Source organism: Faecalibacterium sp. 7, assembly GCF_049562865.1.
GTDB lineage: Bacteria > Bacillota > Clostridia > Oscillospirales > Ruminococcaceae > Faecalibacterium > Faecalibacterium wellingii.
On sequence record NZ_CP186911.1, the window covers coordinates 1,733,931 to 1,758,245 of the forward strand.

Genomic DNA, 24,315 nt, shown 5'->3' on the forward strand with positions numbered 1-24,315 from the left:
TAGGCAATCAAGGGGCGACAGCAAGGAGTACTGCCGCCCCGCACTATTATTCAGAGAGGGGGAATTTCCATGACCGACCAGATAGCCTATCAAGAATATATCCAGCGCAGGTACAACGCCTTTTGCAAGACTGTTATCCGCTGTGCCGCCTTGGACAAGATTTTGAAGCTTAAACGGCAATGGGAACGGCAAGTTTCCCTTGACTATCTGATGAACGAGAAGTTTGTCCAGTTTGCCGCGTCGGAGCCGGACGAGGAATACCCATTTACCGTCTGCGGTCAGACCGTCCTGCTCTGCAACGCCGCCCTTGCCGACGCGATCTCTGTTTTGCCGGAGCAGACGCGGGAAGAAATCCTGCGCTATTACTTTCTGCGCCAGCCGCAGCGCGTGATCGGCGCGTGTATTGGCCGGTCACGCAGCACAGCGGGGCGGCATATCCAGCTTGCCTTGCAGCGGCTACGCGAAGAAATGGGGGTGAGCCGGTATGAGTAGACTTCTCCCCTATGAAACAATCCTCAAAGCCCGTGAGGGCGACCCAGAAGCCGTGAACGCTGTCCTGCTCCACTACGCCGGATATATCCGCTATTTCTCAAAAGTGAACGGGCAGGTCAACGCCGAGGTGGAGGACTATGTAAAGCAGCGGTTAATTGACTGTCAATTCAAGTTCCGGCTTGACGAACCACCGGACAAGTCATAAAAACTGAATACCAGCCGCCACCGACGCGGCCAGCGAAAGCAGTAAGTCTTGAAAAAGATTTACTGCTTTTTTTGTTGTCCGGCTCCGCTCCCGGCCATTTTGCCCCCTGCCGGTTGTAGTAGTAAGCGAGGAGGGAATTTTTCTGCCCTGGTGTTTGGCATTTGGAGCATTTACCCGTAGTAGAGGGCAAAGAGAAAGGATTTCTCCAACACCGGGTAGAAACCACTGCGTCCGGTGTCATTTTAGCGAAAGCGGGCAGGAATGCCCTTTACAGGATTAGTAGTAGCAGAAAAAGAGAAACAAACTTTTGTGGTTGCAGTTTTCCAAAAAAGTGGCGGACGGAAGTGAGAGAAAGTTTGCAGTCACGGAGAGCAAGATTCTACCGAGGTGCCAAAATTCGCTCTCCGCTTATTTTTGCCCCTGCGGGAATCTTGTTGGGGAGTGCCTTCCCCAAACCCTGCTATGCGCCCTGTCGGGCGAGAAAGGAGGTCACAGACCATGCGAAAGAAATACAATACGCCCCACCGCCGTCATGTGGTAAAGACCCGCATGACCGATGAAGAATACGCCGACTTCACCGGGCGGCTGGCGGCTTATGAAATCAGCCAGTCCGAGTTTATCCGGCAAGCCATACGGAAAGCGACCATACGCCCCATTGTCACCGTTTCCCCGGTCAATGACGGGCTGCTTGCCGCCCTCTCCAAGCTCACGGCAGAGTACGGGAAAATCGGCGGCAACTTAAACCAGATTGCCCGGAGCCTGAACGAATACGGAAGCCCCTACCGGGGGCTGGAAAAGGAAGTGCGGGGAGCCGCCGCCGACCTTGCCGCCTTGAAGTTTGAAGTCTTGCAGAAAGTAGGTGAAGCCGTTGGCGATACTCAAACATATCAGCTCTAAAAATGCCAACTACGGGGACGCTGAAAAATACCTCACATTCGAGCATGACGAGTTTACCATGAAGCCCACCCTTGACGCAGACGGGCGGCTCATACCGAGGGTAGACTACCGCATATCCTCTCTGAATTGTGGCGGGGAGGATTTTGCCGTTGCCTGTATGCGCTCCAATCTCCGCTACGGCAAGAACCAGAAACGGGAGGACGTAAAGAGCCACCACTACATCATCAGCTTTGACCCACGGGACGGCCCGGACAACGGCTTGACCGTTGATCGGGCGCAGGAGCTGGGCGAGAAGTTCTGCGCCGAGCATTTCCCCGGACACCAGGCCCTTGTCTGCACCCACCCGGACGGACACAGCCACACCGAAAATATCCATGTGCATATCGTCATTAACAGTCTGCGGATTGCGGAGGTTCCCATGCTGCCCCACATGGACAGGCCAGCGGACAGGAAAGCAGGCTGCAAGCACCGCTGTACGGACGCAGCTATGAACTATCTGAAAGCCGAAGTCATGGAGATGTGCCACAGCGAGGGGCTTTACCAGATAGACCTTTTGAACGGCAGCAAAGAACGCATTACCGAGCGTGAGTATTGGGCGCAGAAGAAAGGACAGGCTGCCCTTGACAGAGCCAACGCCCCTATTGCTGCGGACGGTATCGCGCCCCGGCAGACCAAGTTTGAAACGGATAAGGCGAAGCTGCGCCGGACTATCCGGGAAGCCCTTGCCGCTGCTTCCGGCTTTGATGAGTTTGCCGCCCTGCTTCTCCGGCATGGTGTGACCGTCAAGGAGAGCCGGGGGCGGCTAAGTTACCTCACGCCGGACAGGACGAAGCCAATTACCGCCCGGAAGCTGGGGGACGATTTTGACCGGGCTGCTGTCCTCTCCGTTTTGGAGCAGAACGCCGCCAGAGCCACAGAAAAGGCCGCAGCCATACCCGAATACCCCCGGCATGGGAAAACCGGCATACAGCCCACAAAAGCCCCACAAACCGCCCCGAAAGAGGACGGTGTGCAGCGGCTTGTGGACATTGAGCAGAAAATGGCCGAGGGCAAAGGCCGGGGCTATGAACGCTGGGCGACCATGCACAACCTCAAACAAATGGCCGCGACGCTGAATGTGTATCAGGAATACGGCTTTACTTCCCCGGAGCAGTTAGAAGCCGCCGTTGATACCGCCTATCAGGAAATGCGCCAGACCAGCGGCGAACTGAAAGCACTGGAAACGAAGCTACAAGGGAAAAAGGAGTTGCAGCAACAGGTACTTGCCTACGCCAAGACCAAGCCCGCCCGCGACGGACTGAAAGCGCAGAAATCCGAGAAAGCCCGCGCCGCCTACCGGCAGGCGCATGAAAGCGACTTTATCATAGCCGAAGCCGCCGCCCGGTATTTCAAGGCGCATGGCATTACCAAGCTGCCCGCCCGGAAAGCGTTGCAGGCCGAGATCGAGCAGCTTATCTCCGAGAAAGACGGCCTGTATAACACCTATCACGAACAGAAACAGCGGTTCAAGGAATTGCAGACCGTCAAGCGGAACATCGACCAGATCTTGCGCCGGGAGGAACCCCACCGCAGAAAGGAGCAGAGCCATGAGCGATAACCTGCCCCGCATGGACTACCGCCAGCACCGGCGGGCGCGGCGGCTGGTACATGAGTGCTGTAACTACGACGAGGGGAACTGCCTGCTGTTAGACGACGGGGAGCCTTGCGTGTGCGTCCAGAGCATTTCCCTTTCCCTCATGTGCCGCTGGTTCCGTGTGGCTGTCCTGCCCCTTGACGGGGAGCTGGCCGCAGCCCTTTTGTACCGGGGGAGCCGGAAACGGTGTGCCGTCTGCGGGGCGGCATTTGTCCCCAAATCCAACCGGGGGAAATACTGCCCCGACTGCGCCGGACGCATGAGGAAAATCAAAGCCGCCCAGAGGAAGCGGAAACAAAGGCAGAGATGTCACGCTTTAGAGCCTTTCAAACCCGCATAAATCAAGGCTTTTTTCGTGGGTGTCAAAGGGTACGCGATACATTTATCCTTTTCCCCCGGAAACGTCGTCCTAAAGCGTGACAAAACCCAAAAATCAACCCGAAACACAGGGAGGTGATACTATCGCTGATTATATCATGGCAGACACGCCGCTGCCTATCTATCTGCCCTACCCCCGTTTCCTGCTGAAAATGGAGATTTCCCAGACCGCCAAGCTGCTGTATTCGCTGCTGTTAGACCGTTCCACACTTTCCCAGAAGAACAAGTGGCAGGACGACGAGGGCAGGATATATATTATCTATCCAATCGCGGAGATAGCCGAAATACTGGATAAAGGCAGCACCACCATAAAGGGGGCGCTTAATGAACTGGACACGGCGGGGCTGCTGGAACGGGAACGGGGCGGCTTCTCCGCACCGAACCGGCTTTATGTCAAAGTGCCGCGAGTGCCACAAGTACAGTTTTCCGACCAACTGATGGCCGGAAATCCGACCCTCATAGAGCCGGAAAACCGTCCTACTGATGGTCAGAAAACCGACCTTATGATGGTCGGAAAACCGTCCCCTAACCAAACTACTATAAACAACCTTACAGAGAGCCAAACAAAGGGAGTGAGTGGGGAGCCGCCCGCAGCTTTTGGCAGATACCAGAATATTTTCCTGTCAGAAACAGAATACGCAGAACTGAAAGAGGACTACCCCGACAGGCTGGAACGGTTCATTGAGGAATTGAGCCAGTATATCGCCGCCACCGGGAAAGATTACCGCAACTATGCCGCCGCTGTCCGTATGTGGGCAGACCGGGACAGAAAGGGAGCCGCAAAACAGGGCGTCCCCGATTACTCATTCAAGGAGGGAGAGAGCCTATGAACACCACATTTTCAGAAATGATTGACAGATTGACCGCCACCACCCCGGAGCCGGAGGACTACACCGGCGAGGACGGTTTACTGTACTGCGGCAAGTGCCATAAGCCGAAAGAAGCCTATTTTGCGCCGGACAAGGCCGCTGTCTTTGGCCGTGACCGCCACCCGGCAGAGTGCGACTGCCAGAGAGCTGCCCGTGAGGAACGGGAAGCCGCCGAGAAACGACAAAAGCACCTTGACACCGTAGAGGACTTGAAACGCCGGGGCTTTACCGACCCCGCCATGCGGGACTGGACTTTTGAGAACGACAACGGCCAGAACCCGCAGGCAATCCGGGCGCGCAACTATGTGAAGAACTGGGAACGGGCATACGCCGGGAATGTGGGCTGCCTGTTCTGGGGGAGCGTCGGCACCGGCAAGAGTTACCTTGCGGGCTGTATCGCAAACGCCCTCATGGAGAAAGAAATCCCCGTCTATATGACGAATTTTGCCCTTATCCTCAATGACCTTGCCGCCAGCTTTGAGGGCAGGAATGAATATATTTCCCGCCTTTGCCGCTATCCGCTGCTTATCCTTGACGACTTCGGCATGGAGCGCGGGACAGAATACGGGCTGGAACAGGTTTTCAATGTGATTGACAGCCGTTACCGCAGCCGCAAGCCGCTGATCGTCACGACCAACCTCACGCTTTCAGAGTTGCAGCACCCAAAAGACACCGCCCATTCCCGGATTTATGACCGGGTGCTGGAAATGTGTCCCCCGGTGTGCTGTACCGGCGGCAATTTCCGCAAAAAGGCCGCGCAGGACAAGCTGGGGCTTTTGAAAGAACTGATGAACGAGTGAAAGGAGTATTGCCTATGGCAGATAACAAGCAGCACGACACCCGCACCGCCCGCCGCCCCGACTGCGTGACGGAAATCCGCATGGGCAATTCCGTCCTTGTCGTGTCCGGCTATTTCAAAAAAGACACTACCACCACCGCCGCCGACAAAATGGCGCGGGTACTGGAAGCGGAAGCCGCTGCTACACAAAAACCGGCGATTTGACAAGCTGTAAAGAAGCAGATTTGACACTTTTGCCGCTATACAACCAGCCCTGTTCCGTGGTACAATGAAACCACGGAATAGTGGGGCTGGCTGTCGGAAACGGAGGATTTTATGTTAAGACAAGCCACCCAAAACCTCATTACCGCCCTTTATCCGAGATTGTCCCATGAGGACGAATTGCAAGGCGAGAGTAATTCCATATCGAACCAAAAAAGGATACTCGAAACCTTTGCAAAACAAAATGGCTTTACCAACCTGCGCTGGTACACCGACGACGGCTATTCCGGCGCGAACTTTCAAAGGCCCGGTTTTCAAGCCATGCTTGCAGACATTGAAGCCGGGAAAGTGGGTACGGTCATTGTCAAGGACATGAGCCGGTTAGGGCGAAACTACTTGCAGGTGGGATTTTACACGGAAATGCTGTTCCCCCAAAAGGGCGTGCGTTTTATCGCTGTCAACGACAATGTGGACAGCGCAAACGGCGGCATGGACAACGATTTTACCCCTCTGCGAAATCTGTTCAACGAATGGCTGGTGAGAGATACGAGCAAGAAAATCAAGGCAGTTAAGAGAGCAAAAGGCATGAGCGGCAAGCCCGTTACCAGCAAGCCAGTGTACGGCTACCTCATGGACGAGGACGAGAACTATATTGTTGACGAGGAAACCGCGCCGGTAGTCCGGCAGATATACCAGCTTTGCCTTGCCGGGAACGGCCCGACCAAGATTGCCCGTATGCTTACGGAGCAGCAAATCCCCACGCCGGGTACGCTGGAATACCGCAGGACGGGCAGCACCCGCCGCTATCACCCCGGCTATGAGTGCAAATGGGCGACAAACACCGTTGTCCACCTGTTGGAAAACCGGGAGTACACCGGCTGTCTGGTAAACTTCAAGACGGAAAAGCCCTCTTACAAGACCAAGCACAGCGTAGAGAACCCCGTGGAGAAGCAGGCCATTTTCCCGAACCACCATGAGCCGATTATCGACACGGAAACATGGGAGCGCGTGCAGGAGTTACGCAAGCAGCGCAAACGCCCGAACCGCTATGACGAAGTGGGGCTGTTCTCCGGTATGCTGTTCTGCGCCGACTGCGGCCATGTGATGTACCAGCAGCGGTATCAGAACAAGAACCGCAAGCAGGACTGTTACATCTGCGGCAGCTACAAGAAGCGCACCCGCGACTGTACGGCGCACTTTATCCGCACCGACCTGTTGACCGCCGGTGTCCTCTCCAATCTCCGGCAGGTGACGGAATATGCCGCCAAGCATGAGAGCCGCTTTGTAAAGCTGCTTATCCAGCAGAACGAGATCGGCGGCAAGAGAAAGACCGCCGCAGCCACGAAGCAGCTTGAACAGGCGCAGGAGCGCATTTCCGAAGTGAGCCGCATTATCAAGCGGCTGTATGAGGACAATGTGAACGGCAAAATCAGCGACGAGCGTTTCATGGAACTGTCGGCAGACTATGAGCAGGAGCAGCGGGAACTGAAAGACCGCGCCGCCGCTTTGCAGGCCGAACTGGACAAGTCGCAGGCCGCCACCGTCAACGCGGAAAAGTTTATGGGTATCGTCCGAAAGCACCTTGCCTTTGAGGAATTGACCCCCACCCTCTTGCGGGAAATGATTGAGAAAATCGTCGTGCATGAGTGCAGCTATGACGAGAACGGCACCCGCAGGCAGGACATTGAGATTTATTACAGCTTTGTCGGCAAGATTGACTTGCCCGAAGCCTAACGCCCGACCTATCCGACACAATGCGCAAGTGCCGGATAGGAACGGCAAAATTTTTTACACTTCTATTACTTCTTTATCGCACATAAGTAAAATCACAGGGCATTAAGCAGCTCATGGCTGGCGGCGGTGTCGTTCTGATCGGCCTTCAGCTTATCCCTCTGCTGTCCGGCCTGTTCAGCTAAGTGTCACCCATTGTCCCTTTTCCAGAAAAGGAGCTGATGTATGGACTTTATCATCGACGCAATCGTTGAATGGCTGAAAGGTCTGCTCGTCGATGGTATCATGGGAAATCTGGACGGCCTTTTCGATAACGTCAATCAGAGCGTTGGCGAGATCGCCACACAGGTAGGCACGACCCCGGCGGACTGGAACGCCGGGGTCTTTTCCATGATACGACAGATCTCCGAAACTGCCATTCTGCCAATCGCCGGGGTCATCCTCACTTTTGTTATGACCTATGAACTGATACAGATGCTCATAGAACGCAACAACCTCCATGAAGTTGACACATGGATGTTTTTTAAGTGGGTGTTCAAAACCTTTGTGGCTGTGATGATCCTGACGAATACCTTCAATATCGTGCTGGCGGTCTTTGATGTGAGCCAGCATGTGATACAGCAGTCAGCGGGCATTATCCAGAACGGGACAGAGATCACGCCGGATGTGCTGGACAGTCTGCGGACAGAGCTTGAGGCGATGGAGTTAGGTCCTCTGTTCGGACTCTGGCTACAATCCTTCCTGATCCAGCTTACCATGATTGCCTTAAACATCGTGATTTTCGTCATCGTATATGGCCGTATGATTGAAATTTATTTACTCACAAGTTTAGCGCCTATCCCGTTTGCCACAGTCCCCAACAAGGAAACCGGACACATGGGGCAGAACTATTTCCGCTCCCTCTTTGCGGTGGGCTTTCAAGGTCTATTGATCTTAGTCTGTGTCGCCATCTATGCGGTGCTGATCCAGAGTATCGCCACCGACGGCGACCCCATCGGGGCGATCTGGGGCTGCGTGGGATATACGGTGCTGCTGTGTTTTACCTTATTCAAAACAGGCAGTCTTGCAAAATCCATCTTCGGCTGCCATTAAGAGACTTCGGGCCATGCTGACCCGAAGCGGAAAGGAGGCGGTATGCCCCGGCGTTACAAACAGGGTGCGGACGGACAGCCGCACCCGGCTTTCTACGGAAAGCTCCCCGAAGAATTTTCTAAAGCAGACACCATGCGCTTTATGGTGGAAACCGATCTGAAACTGTCCGGGTGCGTATCGGCGGACACGCTGGCGGCACTCCGGGCGGAAGGCTATGACTACAAGGACGGGAACCTTGTTCCCGCCGGAAAGGAGAAATCCATGCAGGAAAAAACTGCGGGCGGAACACCAGCCGCCCCTATAAAGCTGGATGTAAGCGTGCGGGTCATCGAACCTGTGAAAAATCTCATGGGCTTTGCCAGCGTGAAATTCAATGACTGCTTTGTGGTGGAAAATCTGAAAATCGTACAGGGCAGCAAGGGCCTCTTTCTTGGGATGCCCAGCCAGCCGGACGGCAAAGGCGGCTATCGGGATATGGCCTACCCTGTCACAAAGGAGTTCCGGGAACAGCTCAATACTGCTGTTCTGCAAGCCTATGAGGCAAAGTTGGAACAGATGGCGGAGCGCGGCTCTGTGGGGCGTGCGTCCATCAGCGACCAACTCAAAGCCGGAAAAGCGGCTGCCGAACAGGCAAAGGCAGAGCGGCCTCCGAAGGAAAAGCCCAGCCGCAGTGCAGAGCGTTGACCTCGGGCCATGCTGGCACGAAGCAGAAAGGAGGCGGGAACCATGCCACGCAAACGGACGGGCTATGACGCGGCCTGCTATTACGACGGAAAACTGCTGGGCCGCTGTACCAAAGCGGACAGCGACGCCTATACCCTGTTGATGAACGCCTGCGGCGGGGAGGCCGCCCGTGTCCTTCGGGAATATGCCTATTTTTCCCCGGAACTGAAAGCCATCTTAGAAAAGGCAGCACTCATGCAGGCAGACCGGAGCCGGACGGGCGGAATGTTCCATGCGCCGAAAAGCTCCCCGTGGGGCGAGGTGCAGAATTGTGAAACCCTCTGTCCGGGGGTGTTTCTGGTATCTACCGCCAGCCACGGCGGAACGATGGTGGCAAACGAGGTAGCCGCCGTTCTCTCCCCAGCGGCCAAAAAATGCGGCTTCAAGGACAAGGGCTATATCTGCTATGAGGAGGACGCACAGGAAAGTGTGGTGCTCCGGGAGCTGCTGGACAAAAAGCTGTGGAAAATCCCTGACCGCATTAAGGACAAAGGACAGTTTGAAGAAAAACTCAATCAGTCCATCCGGCAGTATCACCCCGAATACTGGCGGGCAAGGCAGAGCGGACGAGAGGCCGCCGAAGCTGCCCGCAGCACAGCCCCGGCCAAAGAGGCCGCAAGATAACCTCGGGCCATGCTGGCCCGAAGCAATAAAGGAGGTGTACCAAAATGGCCTATGTGCCAGTACCAAAAGACCTTTCCAAAATCAAGACAAAGCTGGCCTTCAACCTAACGAAGCGCCAGCTTGTTTGTTTTTCCAGCGCGGCGGCGGTGGGCCTCCCGGCTTACCTGTTTTCCCGTGGCAGTATCGGGAACAGTGCCGCCATGTTCCTGATGATCGGCCTCATGCTCCCGTTCTTCTTTCTGGCTATGTATGAACGAGACGGTCTGCCGCTGGAAAAAGTGCTGAAAAACATCATTCGCACACGGTTCCTCTATCCCCGTGTGCGGCCTTACAAAACCGAAAACTTCTATGCGCTGCTTAGCGCCAGAAAGGAGGCGCAGCCGATTGCGAAACAGCAGAAGGGCCGGAAAGCCCGCAGGCAGAAAGCCTGAAAAGCAGGGCCTTACCGGCCTGTTCACGAAAGGAAAGAACATTCCCACCACCGCCCAGCAGACCCTCCCTTACCGGGAAATGTACCGGGACGGGGTGTGCCGGGTAGCGGACCGCTATTACACCAAAACCATTGAATACGAGGACATCAACTACCAGCTCGCACAGTCCGAAGATCAGGCAGCCATCTTTGACGGGTGGAGCGCCTGCCTCAACTACTTTGACAGCAGCCTTCCGTTCCAGCTTTCCTTCCTCAACCACCGGAGCCGCCCGGGCAGCCGGTACAGCGTGAACATCCCCATGCAGGACGATGATTACAACAGCGTCCGGTGTGAGTATGTGGAAATGCTGGAAAACCAGATCGCCAAAAGCAACAACGGCATTGTCCGCACAAAGCTCCTGACCTTCGGCGTGAATGTGGACGACCTTCCCACCGCCAGGGCAAGGCTGGAACGTGTAGAGGCGGACATTTGCGGGAACTTCAAAAAGCTGGGCGTCAAGTGCCGCTCCCTTTCGGGGGTGGAACGGCTGGAGCTTCTTCACGGGCAGCTCCACCCCGGCAGCGGCTCCCCCTTCCGGTTTTCATGGGATATGATCCCCAAAACCGGGCTTTCCACCAAAGACTTTATCGCCCCGGACAGCTTCGACTTCCGTTTCAGCCGTCTGTTCCGGGTGGGGACGACTTGGGGTGCCGCCTCCTACTTGCAGATTTTGGCCTCGGAGCTCTCGGACAAGCTGCTGGCGGAGCTTTTGGAAATGGATGCGGAAATGACCATCACTCTCCATATCCAAACCGTCGATCAGGCCGCCGCCGTAAAATCCATCAAGGCCAAAGTCTCCGACATTGACAAGATGAAGGTGGAGGAACAAAAGAAGGCAGCCCGGTCAGGGTACGACATGGACATACTTCCACCCGACCTTGTAACGTACAGCAACGACGCAAAGACCCTCTTGGAAGATTTACAGAGCCGGAATGAGCGAATGTTCCTTCTGACCTTCCTTGTGGTAAACATGGCCCCGACCCGCCGGGAGCTGGACAATGACCTGTTCACGGTGTCGGGTATCGTCCAGAAATACAACTGCACCTTGAAGCGGCTGGACTTCCAGCAGGAGGATGGTTTTCTTTCCAGCCTTCCGCTGGGCCATAACGGCATTGAGATCAAGCGCGGCATGACGACCAGCTCCACGGCCATTTTCGTTCCCTTTATGACGCAGGAGCTCCGCATGGATGGCGAAGCCGTCTATTACGGGCTCAACGCACTTTCCCATAACGTCATCATGGCAAACCGGAAAAAGCTCAAAAACCCCAACGGCCTGTTCCTCGGCGTGCCGGGCTCCGGCAAATCCTTTGCCGCAAAGCGAGAGCTTGTGAACGTGTTCCTTGCCACCCGTGACCGGATCATTGTGGTTGACCCGATGGGCGAATATTCGCCCCTTATCAAGCGGCTGGGCGGTCAGGTCATCGAGATCGCCCCGGACAGCCCCCACCACATCAATCCGATGGACATTGATTTGAGCTTCGACGAGGAAAATCCGATGGCGCTGAAAGCCGACTTTATCCTGTCGCTGATGGAGCTGATCGTCGGCGGCAAGGACGGCTTGCAGCCGGTGGAGCGTACCGTCATTGACCGCTGTGTGCGCCAGATGTACCGGGAACACTTGCAGGACCCAGAAACAAGCAAAATGCCGACCCTCCAAACCCTGTATGACCTGCTCTGTTGCCAGCCGGAGGGCGAGGCGGTACGGCTGGCAACTGCCCTTGAAATCTATGTGTCGGGTTCCCTTAACGTGTTCAACCATGAAACCAATGTGGACCTGAACCGCCGTCTGGTATGCCTTGACTTAAAAAAGCTGGGGGCCGGGCTTCGGACGATTGCCATGCTCATTATGCAGGACTTGGTAAACTCGCAGGTGTCCATGAATTTCCTCCGCGGTATCGCTACATGGTGCTACTTCGACGAGTTCCATGTGCTGCTCCGTGACCGGCTGACGGCAAGCTACTGTGTGGCGATCTGGAAAATGCTGCGAAAAAAAGGGTGCGTTCCCAGTGCTTTAACGCAGAACGTGAAGGATTTTCTGGCAAGCCCGGAGATCGAGAACATCTTTGAAAACTCGGACTTCCTTGTGCTGCTCTCGCAGGCACAGGGGGACCGGCAGATTTTAGCCAAACAGCTTGGGATCAGCCCCCACCAGCTTTCCTATGTGACCCATACCAATTCCGGCGAAGGGCTGCTGTTCTTCGGGAATACCACCATCCCGTTTGTTGACCGCTTCCCGCAGAATACCGAGCTGTACGCCATTATGACCACCCGCCCGGAGGACAAAAAACAGGAAATGAACCGGGCATAACGCACTTCGGGCCATGATGGCCCGAGGTTTGGAAAGGAGGGATACATCATCGGAAAGAAACCGGATAAACGGAATTTTCAAAGGCCGGGGCCGACGGAGGATACCGGGGGCAATCGCCCCGGACCGGCTGAACGGGAAGGGCCTTCCCCCGCACCGTCCCGACGCCTGCGGTTTGAGGACGAGGATACCGGGCAGGACAGCCCTTCGGGCCACGATGGCCCGAAGTCCAAAAGCGGCAAGTTTCAAGAGAACAGCCGGAAAAGCCGTCCCTCTGACCGCATGAGGCAGGAAGATGAAGCGGGCGGGCCGCAGGATACCGGCAAGGCACAGGAGCCGGAGGGCCCCGCCGAGAAGGCCGGGAGCAAAAAGGACAAGTACCAGAAAGCACAGGCAAAAGCGGAACACGCCGGGAAAAAGCTGGGAAAGGCTCGGGAGAAACTGGATAAGACCGAGGCAAAACGGGCAGCGAAGAAACCGCCGGGGCTTGCGAAGAAAGCTGTCCGGGGAGCCCGCACCGAAGCATGGTTTTATCTCCACAACAAAATCCACGAAGTTGAGCATGAAAATGTGGGTGTGGAAGGAGCCCATAAGTCGGAACTTGTGGCCGAGGCCGGAGCCCGGAAACTGACCCGCTATGCCAAACGGAGATACCGGGAACACCCGGCCCGGAAGGTGGCAAAGTGGGAACGGAAGGACATAAAAGCCCGGGCCAATGTGGATTTTCAAAAGATGGCCTCCGAGCACCCGGAACTTGCCAGCAATCCGCTTTCCCGTGTGCAGCAGAAATGGAAACTGAAACGCCGGTATTCCAAAGAAGCAAAGGCGGCTGCAAAACAGGGCGCAAAGGCCGCAAAGAAAACCGCTGCCGCTTCGGGAACTGTGACCCGTCGGGCGGCGCAGTTTGTGACCCATCATCCTGTGGCGGTGCTGGTCCTGCTCCTGCTGTTGCTGCTCTGTTTTCTTGTGTCGGCGGTAAGCTCCATCTTTCCCACGCTTGGTAGCGGCCTTGCTAATGCGTTATCCGGCACCTCCTACGCCTCGGAGGATACGGACCTGCTGGGGGTGGACGAGGACTACACGGCGCTGGAAAACGAGCTGGCACAGACGGTAGCGAACATTGAAAGCACCCATCCCGGCTATGACGAGTACCGCTATTCCGTGGACGAGATCGGCCATAACCCCTATGAGCTGGCGTCCTATCTCTCGGCAAAGTACCATGTCTATTTCCGGGAACAGGTGCAGGACGAACTGCGGGAGATCTTCGAGGCACAGTATGAGCTGACCTTGACGGAGGAAGTTGAGATACGCTACCGCACCGAAACCAGCACTGACCCGGAGACCGGGGAAACCACCACCGAGGAAGTCCCCTATGAGTATTACATCTTAAATGTGACCCTCACAAACAAAACACTGCCTGCCGTGATCCTGCCGAGGCTTAACGAACAGCAGCGGGAAATCTACACCGTTATGCAGCAGCTCAAAGGCAACAAGCCCTATCTGTGGGAAGGGATTTACAACGGCGGTGAAGATACCGGCCCCAGCTATGAGATACCCGGCGAGGCGCTGGATGACCCGGCTTTTGCGGCGCTCATGGAAGAAGCCACAAAGTACATCGGCTGGCCCTATGTATGGGGTGGCTCCAGCCCGTCCACCTCCTTTGACTGTTCGGGCTTTGTCTGCTGGGTGTACACGGCCAGCGGCGTCCACAACCTGCCCCGTACCACGGCGCAGGGCATTTACAACCAGTGTGCTATCATTTCCCCCTCCGAGGCAAAGCCCGGCGACATTATCTTTTTCACGGGAACCTATGACAGCCCCGGCCCTGTATCCCATGTGGGGATTTATGTGGGCGGCGGGATGATGCTTCATTGTGGTTCGCCCATCCAATACGCAAACATCAATTCAAGCTACTGGCAGACACATTTCTATGCCTTCGGGCGTTTGTGAGCCAGAGGAAAGGAGTCCTTGCATGAACAAGATCGACAAGCTCGATAAGGAACTGGAAAAAGCACGGGAGAAGGCTGCTGAGTGGCAGGCCAAAATCCGGGAGTTGGAAAAGCAGAAACAGGAGGAAGAAAACAGCCAGATCGTGCAGGCGGTGCGCTCCCTTAAACTGACGCCCGCCCAGCTGATGGCATTTCTGAATGACCCCAAAAACAGCCTTACCACTTCGGGCCATACTGACCCGAAGCCGGAGGCACCCGAAAAGGAGGACACAGCCCATGAAGAAAACTAAATTTCGCAGGCTGGCGGCGATGGCTGCCAGCCTTTTGTGTTGCCTGATCTTTACGGTCCCGGCCTACGCCCAGAGCAGCGAGCCGCAGCCGGAGACAGCTCCCGCCCCGGCAGAAACCGAAGCGGAGCCGGAAACCCAGAACCCCTTTACCCCGGACGGGACGGGAACCGTGGTGGACAACGCCACCGACGAGGACGGTAAAGAGTTCTACACCATCACCACAGCAGACGAGAGCGTGTTTTATCTGGTGATCGACAAGCAGAAAACCAGCGAGAACGTCTATTTCCTCAATACCGTTACCGTAGACGACCTTCTTCCGCTTGCTGAACAGGGCAAGGAACCGCCCAAAGAAGTGACCCCGGAGCCAGAGCCAAAGCCCACCGAACCGGTGGAGGAAATACCGGACCCCGAGCCGGAGAAAAAGGACAGCCCCCTTCTCTCTCTGCTCCTGATTGGTGCGGTGGTGCTGACCGGCGGTGGAATTGGTTACTACTTCAAGATTTACAAGCCGAAGCATGAGGCCCCGGATTTGGAAGATGATTACTGCGAATATGAGGACGGGGAGCTGGAGGAGATCGCAGAGGAACCCGAGGACGAAGATACCCCGCCGTGGGAGGAAGATACGGAGGAATGAGAATGAATTTTACAAGCAGCCCTTTTGAACGAATGATGAAGGAAGTACCGCACCCCGGCTGGGACAATGACGACCCTTGTAAGGGATGCCGTTACTACAAGGAGTGCAAAGGAAAGAAAAAACAGTGCCGGAAGAAGTTCCGGGCGCTGATCGTGGAGCCCCGCCCTTCGGGCCATCGTGGCCCGAAGTCTTAAATGGACGCCCGGGAGCTGACCCGTGACGAGAAGAAAAAAATCCGCACTCTGGTCACGGGGATGTGCGCCAACTATGACCGGGAAAGCGGCCTGTGCCTTCCTCTTGACTGTGCCTGCTATATGCTGCACAAGTGCTGGACAGGGGCGTACTGCCGTTATTTCCGTGAGGCTGTCCTGCCCCTTAACCCGGAGCTTCAAGCGGCGCTGACAACGGAAGGCATCTCCCCGGAGCTGCGGGCCTGTGCGGTCTGCGGAAAGGCGTTTTTGCCCGAGGGGCGTCAAGCCTACTGTTCCGACGCCTGCAAGGCCGAAGGGAACCGCCGGAAAAGCCGGGAACGCATGAGGAAAATGCGGGAGAAAAGGCCGGGCGGCTGTTACGATTTGCCGCCTCCAAAGGCTTGACATTCCGGGCTTTTTGGAGGGTGTTTCCGGGGTGGGAATATCTTATTACATTCCTCCCCGGTCTGCCCTCTTATTTCGTAACATCCAGCACTTCGGGTCATGTTGACCCGAGGCACAGAAAGGAGGGATCTCTTGGAGACAGTACAAGGATATGTGATTTTGAAAGCTGCCACCTTTGAAACCGGACACGGCTTTGCGCTGGGGCATAATCCGGGAGCGCCGAGCCCCTTTGTGACCTGGCAGTTTACCGAGGGGGAAAACGGCCATCGGGATTACTACTGGGGCCGCTATGGAACTAGTCAGGCGTGGGCGCAGAGGGACTTTGACCGCCGGGTGGACGACTATCAGCAGTTTTACCATGCGGCGGTCAAGCATACCGAGCTGGGACCGGAGGGCATTTACCGCTATTATTCCACCCAGCGGCCCGTGGACATAGGAACTTACCCGAAGCCGCCGGATAACCAGCCTCTTTCCATCGTCAACTACGATGATGACAGGCGGCGTCCTGTGGCAGACGGCAGGCTGATGGCATGGGGCGAACTGACCTACGCAAAGCCGCTGACCGAAAAGCAGATGGAGGATTATGAGCTGAAACCAGCACCGGGCAATCCTGACCGGGTGCGCCCATCCATTACTGCCCAGCTCAAAGATGAAACCAGAGGGCAGGAACCCCCGAAGGAACCCGGCCAGAAGCGAAACCATAAAAACCATGAGGAACGATAAAGGAGGATCGCCATGCACGAAAAAGACAACTATCTGAAAACCGCCGAGCTCTCCACAGAGCAGAACTGCAACATGATCGACGGCGTACCCAACAACACGCCCATCCCGCCCACGCCCCCGGAGCTGGACGCAAAACCGCTTGATAAGGTAAAGGAGCCCAAAGAACGCCGGAAAGGCCGGGAGCTGGAACGCTGATGGAGAACCGCAAGCGGAATATCCATCTGCACGTCATGGTAACACCGGACGAGCTGGCGGCCATCCATGAGCGGATGGCCGAGGCGGGCATTTCCAACGCCGGGGCTTATGTACGGAAAATGGCTCTGAATGGGTATATCCTGCACATCGACCTTGCGCCCGTAAAAGAGCTGATCTCTCTGCAACGGCGCTGTTCTAACAATCTCAATCAGGTCGCCGTACACGCGCATACCTATGGCGTGTACCCGGAGGAAATCGATGGATTGAAGCGGGACTATGAAAAACTGTGGGGCGAGGTGTCAAAGGTGCTGCGGGAGCTTTCCGAGCTGGTGGCAAAGTAAGACGAAGGCGGCAGGTTCCGATGTTGGGACCTGCCGCCTTGTTCTTTTTACCATCTATATCTATGTTTCCGAAAATGTAATTCCCGAAGTCCAGCCTCTTTACAAATAGACGATAGAATTTTTAGTATTTCTTCTCGTGTAGAATTAAGCCATTCAGCAAGCTCACGATCATAGAAACAATAAGCGACATCTTCGCCTGTGCCATATGTCGAATAGGCGTTTTCCTTTTTGGCTATTTTCAATCGTCTGCGAATTGCTGTTAGCATATCAGTGATAGTATAGAGTTTTTCTCTCCATAAAGAGTTTTGGACAGAAGATTTTCCATCAGCCTGTTTTAATATGGAGCCATCACGAGTTCTTAGTACCCCTGTATTCAAGGCAATTAGCGTATCTTCAATCGCTTTATCAAAATCCTCCATTCGACCTTCTTGATAAATGTCATCTTGAAAGGCTGGACGATCAAAGCACTCCAAATAAAATTGGACAAGCTCTTTATCTTTTTCAAAGGCAGGTGTGGAAGAAGTAGTTTCGACTTCCAAAATTGCTGTCTGTTCTGCAAGCTGCTTCCAACTTTGTAGCAGTTCTTTAGGATAACGAGTAATATCCGTATCAATCAATTTAGAACAAGACTGGCATAACCAAATTCCATTTTCAAACGACTTTCTTTCTTCGGGTGTCATAGAAGCGTCATAGCGTGGACCGCCTTGAGCCGCTGCACAGATATGAGCTGCTACCCCTATATTTGTAACTTTTTCAGGATTGGTATTTGCCCCACAAGTCAACTTTCGGCAAGCAGGATTACTACATCTTCTACCAACCCGATTTGCCAGTAATTCCTTTGTTGCTGAAGTAAAGTCGTCTCTGATGTTCCCCATGTTCATCACCTCGTCTAACTAAAATATTGATTTCATTATATCATAACTTTTTAGATAAAACCATCAAACTTCTGGCCAGCATGACCCGAAGTTTTGGGACAGGATTCACTAATCTTTCGCAACATTTATGTCCCCGGGCAGGCATGATAAAATAGAGGTAGGAAGGATAGATAAAGGAGGTTTTGAAGATGAAGATACTGCTGAAAATATTGGTTGCTCCCTTTGCGTTGGCGCTGTCCCTTTTGGCGGCTCTGCTGGTGTTCCTGTTTGATATTTGTGCCGTCCTGCTGACGATTGCCTCTGTGATCCTGGTGGTGCTGGGTGTCGCTCTCTTTTTCACGCCGACGCCCATAGGCGGGATTGTATTTCTGTTTCTTGCCTTCCTTCTTTCGCCGTATGGACTGCAAGCGGCGGCGGGCTCCCTTCTTTGGGCGCTGGACGGAGGCAAATCCGCTCTGTACCGGTTTCTGGCAAGTTAAGCAGCCTCGGGCCATACTGGCCCGAAGTCGGGGCGGTCTGAATGGGTCGCCCTTTTCTCATGGAAAGGAGGGATGATTTCTGGCTACCACAACTTTGTTACAGCGCCATGCGGGCGAAGGCGAAACGATTGCTGAGGCTATCCGGGATTGTCTGGACTATGGCAAGGACCCGGAGAAAACAGAAAGCGGAAAGTATATCTCCGCTTATGAATGTGATCCGGCCACCGTGGCGGACGAGTTCCTTTTGGCAAAGGCCAGCTATGCCGCTATGACGGGCCGGGAACAGAAGAAAGAAAATAATGTGCTGTGCTATCAGATACGACAATCCTTCTATCCGGGCGAGATCACCCCGAAGGAGGCGAACCGTATCGGCTATGAGCTGGCTATGCGCTGGACAAAGGGGCGGCACGCTTTTATCGTTACCACGCACACCGATAAGCAGCACATCCATTGTCACATTTATTACAACTCCACCACCCTTGACTGCACCCGGAAATTCCGAAATTTTTGGGGCTCCAGCTTCGCCCTTCGGCGGCTCTCTGACAGGCTGTGCCTTGAAAACGGGCTGTCCATCGTGGAGAACCCGAAGCCCCGGAGCAAGAGCAAGTATCGGAACTATGGGGAGTGGCAGAAAGACCGGAAAGGGCCGCTTTCCTATCAGGACCGACTGCGCCTTGCTATTGATACTGCGCTGGCGGAACGCCCCGCTGATCTGGACGAATTTCTCAATTTGATGAAGCGGACCGGGTATGAGGTCAAGACGGTTCGAGGCGGCGGTATCAGCTTCCGGCTGACCGGGCAGGGACAGGAACGCTTCACCCGTCTGCGTGCCTCCACGCTGGGGGACGGCTACGACTTGCAAGATGTTCTGTCCGCCATTGAGGGCAAAGAAAAACGCCCCGGGCGCTCGGAGCGGAAAATCAGTCTGGCGGTGGATATTCAAGCAAAGCTGGCTGCCGGTAAGGGGCCGGGATATGAACGCTGGGCGAAGGTATTTAACATTAAGCAGATGGCCGCCGCTCTTGCCTATATACAGGACAATAACCTGACCGATTATGAGCAGTTGGCGAAGAAAGCCACCGAGGCGGCAGACCGTTTCCATGTTATTTCCGAACAGGTCAAGCAGACGGAACAGGCCATGAAAACCAATGCCGGGCTAAAGGCCGCAACGGTTCAGTATGCCAAAACCCGCCCAGTCTTTGAGCAGTATAAGACGACGAAGTACAGCCGGAAATTCCTTGCGGAGCATGAGGCCGACCTTGAACTGTACCGGGCTGCACAAGCGGAAATGCGCTCTCTGCTGGGCGGGGCGAAGCTCCCTAAAATGGATGTGCTGAAGGAGGAAGGCCGCAAGCTCACAGCAAAGAAAAAACAGCTCTATGGAGAATACCAGAAGGCACGACGGGATATGCAGGAGCTCGTCACGATCAAGGCGAACATTGACACTCTGATGGGCTACACCGAGCCGGGAAGAAAGCAGGAAAAGGAGCGTTAAGGTTATGAAAATAAGGAGCAAAGCGACGCTGACACTTCGGGCCATGTTGGCCCGAAGATACGGGTTTGGGGCGAGCCCCAACAAGCCGCCTTTGTGCCACTTGTGGCCACAGAGGCATTGCTTGCCACTTAGCGGCAGTCCCTAAAATGGCGCAAAAAAACAGAGGCCCTTATTCTGGAACCTCCGTTTCTCTGGCTTTCTTAATGCCCTCGGCTGTGGCTTCTATCACGACAAGCTCTTTTTCATTCATGGAGTTTAGAAGCACATCAATATGCTTTCTGCAAGAGCTTGACCTTGCCCCTCCGTCCGCATGAATAAACTGGTCAACTGAAACGTCAAACATGGTAATGAGTTTAACAAAAAGGTCGAAGCTGGGATACTGACCTTTGTTCTCAATATTCATAATGGTACGGGAGTCACGGTCTACTAATTCCGCAACATAGGCTTGTGTCCAGCCCTTTTCTTCTCTGGCCCGTTTGAGAGCCGCCCCGAGGCCGTGAAAGTCAAACCTTCTTTCATTTTGGTTCATTCTCATATCACCCTATATCATTGTACATTTCGGGTTGGATTATGAGAATGTAATGGAATTTTACATAAAGTAGTATTTCATTTCATCAATATGCAGCCTCCAACTTGTACTATTCGAGATAAAGAACTATAATGTACTCTGTGGAGGTGCGAAATGGACTATATGACATTGAAAGAGGCCGCCGAAAAGTGGGGCGTGACACCTCGTAGGGTAAATTATTTGTGCGCTGCTGGGCGTATCCCCGGTGCTGTGAAAATGGCCGGTGTTTGGCTGCTCCCAAAGAACGCAGAAAAGCCGATTGACGGAAGGACAAAACAAGGGAAGGAGTTGCGCCATGAATAAAATCCTGATTATAGATGATGACAAAGAGCTGTGCGCTTTGATTAAACGTAGCGTACAAGCAGAAAACATAGAAGCTGATTTTTGTAATACCGGAAAAGAGGGCTTACAAAAATTAAGAGAGCAGGAATACCAGCTTGTGGTGCTGGATGTGATGATGCCCGGCATGGACGGGTTTGAAACGCTGGAAGAAATTCGCAAGGAGTACAGCTTGCCGATTTTGATGTTCACATCTAAAAATGACAGCATTTCTAAAGTACGGGGCTTACGGGCCGGAGCGGACGATTATCTGACAAAGCCGTTTGATATGGATGAGCTGATTGCCCGTATTGTGTCCCTCATTCGCCGTTACACTCGCTTTAATCAGCAAGCCGGAACGGTGCAAAAGCTGAATTTTGATGGATTACAAATTGACCTTGAAAATCGTTCCGTTACTACGGGAAACGGCACTTTTGAACTTCCACCAAAGGAATTTGATTTGCTGCTCTATTGTGTAAAAAATCAAGGAAGGATTTTAACAAAGCAGCAGATTTATGAAGAAGTATGGGGTGAAGAATATTTCTATGATGACAGTAACATTATGGCGATTATCAGTCGGCTTCGTAAAAAATTAGAAGTCAACCCCTCCAATCCAAAGTACATCCAAACTGTCAAAGGGATCGGTTATCGCTTTAACAAGGAGGTGTAGTCAGCATGGAAATCATCGTATTCTTGTCCATTGTGATTGCTGTTGTGGCTGTATTGACTTCCATCGTTCTCGTTCGGCGTATAAAAAAACAAATAGCAGAAATGACCGATGCATTGGTTGATGTGAAAAATGGAAATGGCAATCGGCGTATTTTGTCTGCAACAAATGAACTAACAGCCCCTCTTGCCTATGAAATCAATGAGATCGTTGTGGCTTATGAAAGCAGGCTTTCTGCTGTGCGACAGACGGAAGAAACCAACCGCCAGCTTATGACGAGCCTTTCTCACGATGTTCGGACGCCTCTTACCACTCTGATCGGGTATCTTGATGCTGCACACAAAGGTATTGTCACGGGAAAAGACCGGGATGATTATATTGAAACTGCTCGCCGGAAAGCCCACGATCTGAAAGAATATATTGATGTGCTTTTTGACTGGTTCAAGTTAAATTCCAACGAGTTTGCTTTGGAAATCCAGAGCATTGAGGCCGCAGAGTTTACAAGGAATATCCTGATTGACTGGATACCGATTTTTGAGGATAAACAGGTTGATTATGACATTGATATTTCCGAACAGCCTGTCCGGGTAAGATTGGATATGGACAGCTATATGAGGATTGTCAATAATCTCATTCAAAATGTAATCGCTCACAGCCATGCAGACAAAATCAAAATTGCCCTGTCAAAGAAGGAAAATAACATGGAGCTGCTGCTGGCGGATAATGGAGTGGGAATTGAGAAGGAAGATTTGAAACACATTTTTGAACGGCTCTATAAGTGTGACAAAGGACGGTCTGAAAAAGGAAGCGGTCTTGGTCTTTCTATTGTCCATCAGCTTGTAGAAAAGATGGGTGGGAGTATAACAGTTGAAAGTTTGCCGGGAAAAGGAACTGAATTTATGTTGCTTTTTCCTTTGGAGAGTTAAGCGGGTTCCCGTCTTTATGGCGGGAGCCTTTGTCATTTTACTGGATTTCAAATTGCAAGGTTAATGCAAGGTTGCGGCAAGGTTAATGCAAGGTTGGCATGATAGAATACCTTACAGAACAGGAGGTTTTGAATATGGATACAAATTATATCATTGAAACAAAAAATCTGACGAAGCAATACGGCTCACAAAAGAGTGTGGCTGACTTAAATATCCATGTCAAGCGTGGGAGAATTTACGGTCTGCTGGGCAGAAACGGAGCCGGAAAAACCACTACCATGAAAATGCTGTTGGGTTTAACGAAGCCTACTTCCGGTGAGGTCAAAATCTGGGGAAAGTCTTTGCAAGGAAATGAAAAGAAGTTGCTGCCCCGCATTGGCAGTTTGATTGAGTCCCCTGGTTTTTATCCCAATCTGACCGGCACAGAGAACCTGCGTATCTTTGCTACTCTGCGGGGTGTACCAAACAATCATGCTATCAAAGATGCTCTGGATCTGGTAGGACTGCCCTACAAAGATAAAAAGCTCTTTTCACAGTATTCTCTTGGTATGAAGCAGCGGCTTGCCATCGCCCTTGCCGTTATGCACGATCCGGAGCTTTTGATTTTGGATGAGCCGATCAACGGCCTCGATCCCATCGGTATTGCAGAAGTACGCTCCTTTATTCGGGAGCTTTGCGACGCAAGAGGAAAAACTATTTTGATTTCCAGTCACATTCTTTCGGAGATTTCTTTGCTGGCTGACGATATTGGAATTATCGACCACGGCGCGTTGCTGGAAGAAGAAAGCCTTGCTGAGCTGGAGCAAAAAAGCAGTAAGCATATCCGGTTTACGCTCTCTGATACTGCACAGGCAGCAAGAATTTTGGAACGCAATTTCCATGAAAATCATTTTTCCATACAGGACGACCACAATCTGCGCCTGCACAACCTTGATCTGCCTGTGGGGAAAATTGTAACTGCTTTTGTAGAAAACGGATTGGAGGTATCAGAAGCACATACCTGTGAAGAAAGTCTTGAAGATTACTTCAAGCGTGTGACAGGGGGCGAAGGAATTGCTTAAACTAATCAAATGCGAATTTTTGAAATTGAAACGGAAGAAATTTATTCCGCTGATTATTTTGGCTGCGTTCCTGTTTCCAATCCCGCTGACTTATCTGATGACAACGCCCTCTATGATGGAGCGATATACGGATCGGGCAGATGCTTTCGATGGACTATTTAACATGGTGTTGGGATATGGTATCCAGTTTTTACTGCCCTGCATTATTGGAGTGATTGCCGCTATCCTGTTCTTTATGGAACGCGACAACGATACATTCAAAAATCTGCGTACAATTCCCGTAACCAGCACGCAAATGGTGCTTGCAAAGATTATTGTCCTCTTTCTTTTTGGAATTGTTTTTTGTGTGGCTTCTACCATTGCAACAATTCTTTGCGGATTTGGAACATTAGAAGTTTATGGAATAGGCTATAAATTGTTTTTATCGGTTGAAACAGGAATTTTCATTACGGCAGGAACACTCCCGTTGATTGTTCTTGTTGTCTTTTTCAGTAAGACCTATGTTTTTTCCATTTTGTTGTGTGTCTTTTACAGCGTTCTGAACATGAGTGCTACGGCATTGTTTGACACACTGCCTAAAACTATGTTATGGCTTCTGCCCACGCCACTGACTACATTTTGGAGTGCGGGAGATATGGCGGCTCATGGAATAAAAATGGACTTGGAGCAAATGACAGGGCTAATTCCCTCAACATTTCAAGTTGTATTCATTCTTGGGATCATGGCATTCGTTTCGTTCTTACTGATTGACAGATTATATAAGCAGAGGGGGGAATAAA

Annotated in this window: 31 protein-coding genes and 1 pseudogene; 30 read left to right on the top strand and 2 right to left on the bottom strand. The window is 53.0% G+C overall.

Features of this window, described 5'->3' with window-relative positions:
- Positions 1–69: 69 nt before the first annotated feature.
- The 23 genes and pseudogenes from ACKXF7_RS08470 (at position 70) to ACKXF7_RS08580 (ending at position 17,147) form a co-directional block, all read left to right on the top strand.
- A complete protein-coding gene (locus tag ACKXF7_RS08470) occupies positions 70–492 on the top strand; it encodes a sigma-70 family RNA polymerase sigma factor (RefSeq protein ID WP_002586616.1) in 423 nt (140 codons plus the stop codon).
- Entirely contained in the window at positions 485–697 is a 213-nt protein-coding gene (locus tag ACKXF7_RS08475; RefSeq protein WP_002586615.1) for a helix-turn-helix domain-containing protein, read from the top strand. The genes ACKXF7_RS08470 and ACKXF7_RS08475 overlap by 8 nt, the downstream gene beginning before the upstream one ends.
- Before the next feature lie 498 nt (positions 698–1,195).
- Complete coding sequence (locus tag ACKXF7_RS08480) at positions 1,196–1,594, top strand: plasmid mobilization protein (RefSeq protein WP_002602094.1); 399 nt, start codon at positions 1,196–1,198, stop codon at positions 1,592–1,594.
- Positions 1,566–3,191, top strand: coding sequence for a relaxase/mobilization nuclease domain-containing protein (locus ACKXF7_RS08485; RefSeq protein ID WP_423741061.1), 1,626 nt, complete (start codon positions 1,566–1,568; stop codon positions 3,189–3,191). The genes ACKXF7_RS08480 and ACKXF7_RS08485 overlap by 29 nt, the downstream gene beginning before the upstream one ends.
- Entirely contained in the window at positions 3,181–3,567 is a 387-nt protein-coding gene (locus tag ACKXF7_RS08490) for a cysteine-rich VLP domain-containing protein (protein ID WP_423741062.1), read from the top strand. The genes ACKXF7_RS08485 and ACKXF7_RS08490 overlap by 11 nt, the downstream gene beginning before the upstream one ends.
- Before the next feature lie 133 nt (positions 3,568–3,700).
- Positions 3,701–4,435, top strand: a complete 735-nt coding sequence (locus ACKXF7_RS08495) for a replication initiator protein A (protein WP_423742624.1) — start codon at positions 3,701–3,703, stop codon at positions 4,433–4,435.
- Positions 4,432–5,274 carry an ATP-binding protein gene (locus tag ACKXF7_RS08500; RefSeq protein WP_005875988.1) on the top strand — a complete coding sequence of 281 codons (843 nt, stop codon included), beginning with the start codon at positions 4,432–4,434 and terminating at the stop codon, positions 5,272–5,274. Before ACKXF7_RS08495 ends, ACKXF7_RS08500 begins: the two co-directional genes overlap by 4 nt.
- A 14-nt stretch (positions 5,275–5,288) precedes the next feature.
- Complete coding sequence (locus ACKXF7_RS08505; protein ID WP_020995296.1) at positions 5,289–5,477, top strand: transposon-encoded TnpW family protein; 189 nt, start codon at positions 5,289–5,291, stop codon at positions 5,475–5,477.
- 111 nt (positions 5,478–5,588) lie between these two features.
- On the top strand, positions 5,589–7,208 hold the full coding sequence (locus tag ACKXF7_RS08510; protein ID WP_423741063.1) for a recombinase family protein: 1,620 nt from the start codon (positions 5,589–5,591) through the stop codon (positions 7,206–7,208).
- Between the two features lie 89 nt (positions 7,209–7,297).
- Positions 7,298–7,390: pseudogene (locus ACKXF7_RS08515) on the top strand (Maff2 family mobile element protein); the annotation flags it as partial.
- Between the two features lie 40 nt (positions 7,391–7,430).
- Entirely contained in the window at positions 7,431–8,297 is an 867-nt protein-coding gene (locus tag ACKXF7_RS08520) for a VirB6/TrbL-like conjugal transfer protein, CD1112 family (RefSeq protein WP_423741064.1), read from the top strand.
- A 42-nt stretch (positions 8,298–8,339) separates the two neighbouring features.
- The gene (locus ACKXF7_RS08525; RefSeq protein ID WP_158573025.1) at positions 8,340–8,981 is read left to right on the top strand and encodes a septation protein SpoVG family protein; all 642 of its coding nucleotides are present in this window, start codon (positions 8,340–8,342) and stop codon (positions 8,979–8,981) included.
- 42 nt (positions 8,982–9,023) lie between these two features.
- Positions 9,024–9,644, top strand: a complete 621-nt coding sequence (locus ACKXF7_RS08530; protein WP_227358979.1) for a DUF7007 domain-containing protein — start codon at positions 9,024–9,026, stop codon at positions 9,642–9,644.
- Between the two features lie 44 nt (positions 9,645–9,688).
- The gene (locus ACKXF7_RS08535) at positions 9,689–10,075 is read left to right on the top strand and encodes a PrgI family protein (RefSeq protein WP_003500106.1); all 387 of its coding nucleotides are present in this window, start codon (positions 9,689–9,691) and stop codon (positions 10,073–10,075) included.
- A complete protein-coding gene (locus ACKXF7_RS08540; RefSeq protein ID WP_423741065.1) occupies positions 9,993–12,422 on the top strand; it encodes a VirB4-like conjugal transfer ATPase, CD1110 family in 2,430 nt (809 codons plus the stop codon). The genes ACKXF7_RS08535 and ACKXF7_RS08540 overlap by 83 nt, the downstream gene beginning before the upstream one ends.
- A gap of 279 nt (positions 12,423–12,701) precedes the next feature.
- Complete coding sequence (locus ACKXF7_RS08545; RefSeq protein ID WP_423741066.1) at positions 12,702–14,369, top strand: CD1108 family mobile element protein; 1,668 nt, start codon at positions 12,702–12,704, stop codon at positions 14,367–14,369.
- 22 nt (positions 14,370–14,391) lie between these two features.
- Complete coding sequence (locus ACKXF7_RS08550; protein ID WP_107630817.1) at positions 14,392–14,658, top strand: DUF4315 family protein; 267 nt, start codon at positions 14,392–14,394, stop codon at positions 14,656–14,658.
- Entirely contained in the window at positions 14,645–15,292 is a 648-nt protein-coding gene (locus tag ACKXF7_RS08555) for a DUF4366 domain-containing protein (RefSeq protein ID WP_423741067.1), read from the top strand. The genes ACKXF7_RS08550 and ACKXF7_RS08555 overlap by 14 nt, the downstream gene beginning before the upstream one ends.
- On the top strand, positions 15,289–15,486 hold the full coding sequence (locus ACKXF7_RS08560) for a hypothetical protein (protein ID WP_005927616.1): 198 nt from the start codon (positions 15,289–15,291) through the stop codon (positions 15,484–15,486). Before ACKXF7_RS08555 ends, ACKXF7_RS08560 begins: the two co-directional genes overlap by 4 nt.
- Positions 15,487–15,888, top strand: coding sequence for a cysteine-rich VLP protein (locus ACKXF7_RS08565; protein WP_055650129.1), 402 nt, complete (start codon positions 15,487–15,489; stop codon positions 15,886–15,888).
- Between the two features lie 99 nt (positions 15,889–15,987).
- The gene (locus ACKXF7_RS08570; protein ID WP_423741068.1) at positions 15,988–16,611 is read left to right on the top strand and encodes a hypothetical protein; all 624 of its coding nucleotides are present in this window, start codon (positions 15,988–15,990) and stop codon (positions 16,609–16,611) included.
- Between the two features lie 12 nt (positions 16,612–16,623).
- A complete protein-coding gene (locus ACKXF7_RS08575) occupies positions 16,624–16,806 on the top strand; it encodes a DUF4316 domain-containing protein (protein ID WP_003500078.1) in 183 nt (60 codons plus the stop codon).
- The gene (locus ACKXF7_RS08580; RefSeq protein WP_313721924.1) at positions 16,806–17,147 is read left to right on the top strand and encodes a plasmid mobilization protein; all 342 of its coding nucleotides are present in this window, start codon (positions 16,806–16,808) and stop codon (positions 17,145–17,147) included. Before ACKXF7_RS08575 ends, ACKXF7_RS08580 begins: the two co-directional genes overlap by 1 nt.
- 47 nt (positions 17,148–17,194) lie before the next feature.
- Here ACKXF7_RS08580 and ACKXF7_RS08585 read toward each other — a convergent pair whose 3' ends face one another.
- On the bottom strand, positions 17,195–18,022 hold the full coding sequence (locus ACKXF7_RS08585) for an HNH endonuclease (protein WP_182438949.1): 828 nt from the start codon (positions 18,020–18,022) through the stop codon (positions 17,195–17,197).
- Between the two features lie 188 nt (positions 18,023–18,210).
- Here ACKXF7_RS08585 and ACKXF7_RS08590 point away from each other — a divergent pair, with 188 nt between their 5' ends.
- Together ACKXF7_RS08590 and ACKXF7_RS08595 are read left to right on the top strand one after the other, a co-directional pair.
- Positions 18,211–18,501, top strand: coding sequence for a CD1845 family protein (locus ACKXF7_RS08590; RefSeq protein WP_023042378.1), 291 nt, complete (start codon positions 18,211–18,213; stop codon positions 18,499–18,501).
- 79 nt (positions 18,502–18,580) lie between these two features.
- Positions 18,581–19,996, top strand: a complete 1,416-nt coding sequence (locus tag ACKXF7_RS08595) for a relaxase/mobilization nuclease domain-containing protein (protein ID WP_423742625.1) — start codon at positions 18,581–18,583, stop codon at positions 19,994–19,996.
- Positions 19,997–20,165: 169 nt separating this feature from the next.
- Here ACKXF7_RS08595 and ACKXF7_RS08600 read toward each other — a convergent pair whose 3' ends face one another.
- On the bottom strand, positions 20,166–20,531 hold the full coding sequence (locus ACKXF7_RS08600) for a helix-turn-helix transcriptional regulator (protein ID WP_173762803.1): 366 nt from the start codon (positions 20,529–20,531) through the stop codon (positions 20,166–20,168).
- A gap of 147 nt (positions 20,532–20,678) precedes the next feature.
- On the opposite strand from ACKXF7_RS08600, the gene ACKXF7_RS08605 reads away from it, so the two are divergent.
- The 5 genes from ACKXF7_RS08605 to ACKXF7_RS08625 all read left to right on the top strand — a co-directional run bounded on the left by ACKXF7_RS08605 (position 20,679) and on the right by ACKXF7_RS08625 (position 24,314).
- The gene (locus ACKXF7_RS08605) at positions 20,679–20,867 is read left to right on the top strand and encodes a helix-turn-helix domain-containing protein (protein ID WP_423741069.1); all 189 of its coding nucleotides are present in this window, start codon (positions 20,679–20,681) and stop codon (positions 20,865–20,867) included.
- Positions 20,860–21,552 carry a response regulator transcription factor gene (locus ACKXF7_RS08610; RefSeq protein WP_423741070.1) on the top strand — a complete coding sequence of 231 codons (693 nt, stop codon included), beginning with the start codon at positions 20,860–20,862 and terminating at the stop codon, positions 21,550–21,552. Before ACKXF7_RS08605 ends, ACKXF7_RS08610 begins: the two co-directional genes overlap by 8 nt.
- A 5-nt stretch (positions 21,553–21,557) precedes the next feature.
- A complete protein-coding gene (locus tag ACKXF7_RS08615; RefSeq protein ID WP_423741071.1) occupies positions 21,558–22,475 on the top strand; it encodes a sensor histidine kinase in 918 nt (305 codons plus the stop codon).
- 134 nt (positions 22,476–22,609) lie between these two features.
- Positions 22,610–23,536, top strand: a complete 927-nt coding sequence (locus ACKXF7_RS08620; RefSeq protein WP_007860248.1) for an ABC transporter ATP-binding protein — start codon at positions 22,610–22,612, stop codon at positions 23,534–23,536.
- The gene (locus ACKXF7_RS08625) at positions 23,529–24,314 is read left to right on the top strand and encodes an ABC transporter permease (RefSeq protein ID WP_186970366.1); all 786 of its coding nucleotides are present in this window, start codon (positions 23,529–23,531) and stop codon (positions 24,312–24,314) included. The genes ACKXF7_RS08620 and ACKXF7_RS08625 overlap by 8 nt, the downstream gene beginning before the upstream one ends.
- Position 24,315 lies beyond the last annotated feature (1 nt).

Excerpts from the sequence above, each read along its gene's own strand:
- ACKXF7_RS08490 (WP_423741062.1), top strand. The coding sequence starts at position 3,181 with ATGAGCGATAACCTGCCCCGCATGGACTACCGCCAGCACCGGCGGGCG.
- ACKXF7_RS08610 (WP_423741070.1), top strand. The coding sequence starts at position 20,860 with ATGAATAAAATCCTGATTATAGATGATGACAAAGAGCTGTGCGCTTTG.
- ACKXF7_RS08525 (WP_158573025.1), top strand. The coding sequence starts at position 8,340 with ATGCCCCGGCGTTACAAACAGGGTGCGGACGGACAGCCGCACCCGGCT.
- ACKXF7_RS08480 (WP_002602094.1), top strand. The coding sequence starts at position 1,196 with ATGCGAAAGAAATACAATACGCCCCACCGCCGTCATGTGGTAAAGACC.
- ACKXF7_RS08530 (WP_227358979.1), top strand. The coding sequence starts at position 9,024 with ATGCCACGCAAACGGACGGGCTATGACGCGGCCTGCTATTACGACGGA.
- ACKXF7_RS08555 (WP_423741067.1), top strand. The coding sequence starts at position 14,645 with ATGAAGAAAACTAAATTTCGCAGGCTGGCGGCGATGGCTGCCAGCCTT.
- ACKXF7_RS08510 (WP_423741063.1), top strand. The coding sequence starts at position 5,589 with ATGTTAAGACAAGCCACCCAAAACCTCATTACCGCCCTTTATCCGAGA.
- ACKXF7_RS08475 (WP_002586615.1), top strand. The coding sequence starts at position 485 with ATGAGTAGACTTCTCCCCTATGAAACAATCCTCAAAGCCCGTGAGGGC.
- ACKXF7_RS08570 (WP_423741068.1), top strand. The coding sequence starts at position 15,988 with ATGTTGACCCGAGGCACAGAAAGGAGGGATCTCTTGGAGACAGTACAA.
- ACKXF7_RS08470 (WP_002586616.1), top strand. The coding sequence starts at position 70 with ATGACCGACCAGATAGCCTATCAAGAATATATCCAGCGCAGGTACAAC.
- ACKXF7_RS08605 (WP_423741069.1), top strand. The coding sequence starts at position 20,679 with ATGGACTATATGACATTGAAAGAGGCCGCCGAAAAGTGGGGCGTGACA.
- ACKXF7_RS08535 (WP_003500106.1), top strand. The coding sequence starts at position 9,689 with ATGGCCTATGTGCCAGTACCAAAAGACCTTTCCAAAATCAAGACAAAG.
- ACKXF7_RS08550 (WP_107630817.1), top strand. The coding sequence starts at position 14,392 with ATGAACAAGATCGACAAGCTCGATAAGGAACTGGAAAAAGCACGGGAG.
- ACKXF7_RS08500 (WP_005875988.1), top strand. The coding sequence starts at position 4,432 with ATGAACACCACATTTTCAGAAATGATTGACAGATTGACCGCCACCACC.
- ACKXF7_RS08590 (WP_023042378.1), top strand. The coding sequence starts at position 18,211 with ATGAAGATACTGCTGAAAATATTGGTTGCTCCCTTTGCGTTGGCGCTG.
- ACKXF7_RS08505 (WP_020995296.1), top strand. The coding sequence starts at position 5,289 with ATGGCAGATAACAAGCAGCACGACACCCGCACCGCCCGCCGCCCCGAC.
- ACKXF7_RS08620 (WP_007860248.1), top strand. The coding sequence starts at position 22,610 with ATGGATACAAATTATATCATTGAAACAAAAAATCTGACGAAGCAATAC.
- ACKXF7_RS08585 (WP_182438949.1), bottom strand. The coding sequence starts at position 18,022 with ATGGGGAACATCAGAGACGACTTTACTTCAGCAACAAAGGAATTACTG.
- ACKXF7_RS08560 (WP_005927616.1), top strand. The coding sequence starts at position 15,289 with ATGAGAATGAATTTTACAAGCAGCCCTTTTGAACGAATGATGAAGGAA.
- ACKXF7_RS08565 (WP_055650129.1), top strand. The coding sequence starts at position 15,487 with ATGGACGCCCGGGAGCTGACCCGTGACGAGAAGAAAAAAATCCGCACT.
- ACKXF7_RS08545 (WP_423741066.1), top strand. The coding sequence starts at position 12,702 with ATGAGGCAGGAAGATGAAGCGGGCGGGCCGCAGGATACCGGCAAGGCA.
- ACKXF7_RS08600 (WP_173762803.1), bottom strand. The coding sequence starts at position 20,531 with ATGAGAATGAACCAAAATGAAAGAAGGTTTGACTTTCACGGCCTCGGG.
- ACKXF7_RS08520 (WP_423741064.1), top strand. The coding sequence starts at position 7,431 with ATGGACTTTATCATCGACGCAATCGTTGAATGGCTGAAAGGTCTGCTC.
- ACKXF7_RS08615 (WP_423741071.1), top strand. The coding sequence starts at position 21,558 with ATGGAAATCATCGTATTCTTGTCCATTGTGATTGCTGTTGTGGCTGTA.
- ACKXF7_RS08580 (WP_313721924.1), top strand. The coding sequence starts at position 16,806 with ATGGAGAACCGCAAGCGGAATATCCATCTGCACGTCATGGTAACACCG.
- ACKXF7_RS08540 (WP_423741065.1), top strand. The coding sequence starts at position 9,993 with ATGCGCTGCTTAGCGCCAGAAAGGAGGCGCAGCCGATTGCGAAACAGC.
- ACKXF7_RS08575 (WP_003500078.1), top strand. The coding sequence starts at position 16,624 with ATGCACGAAAAAGACAACTATCTGAAAACCGCCGAGCTCTCCACAGAG.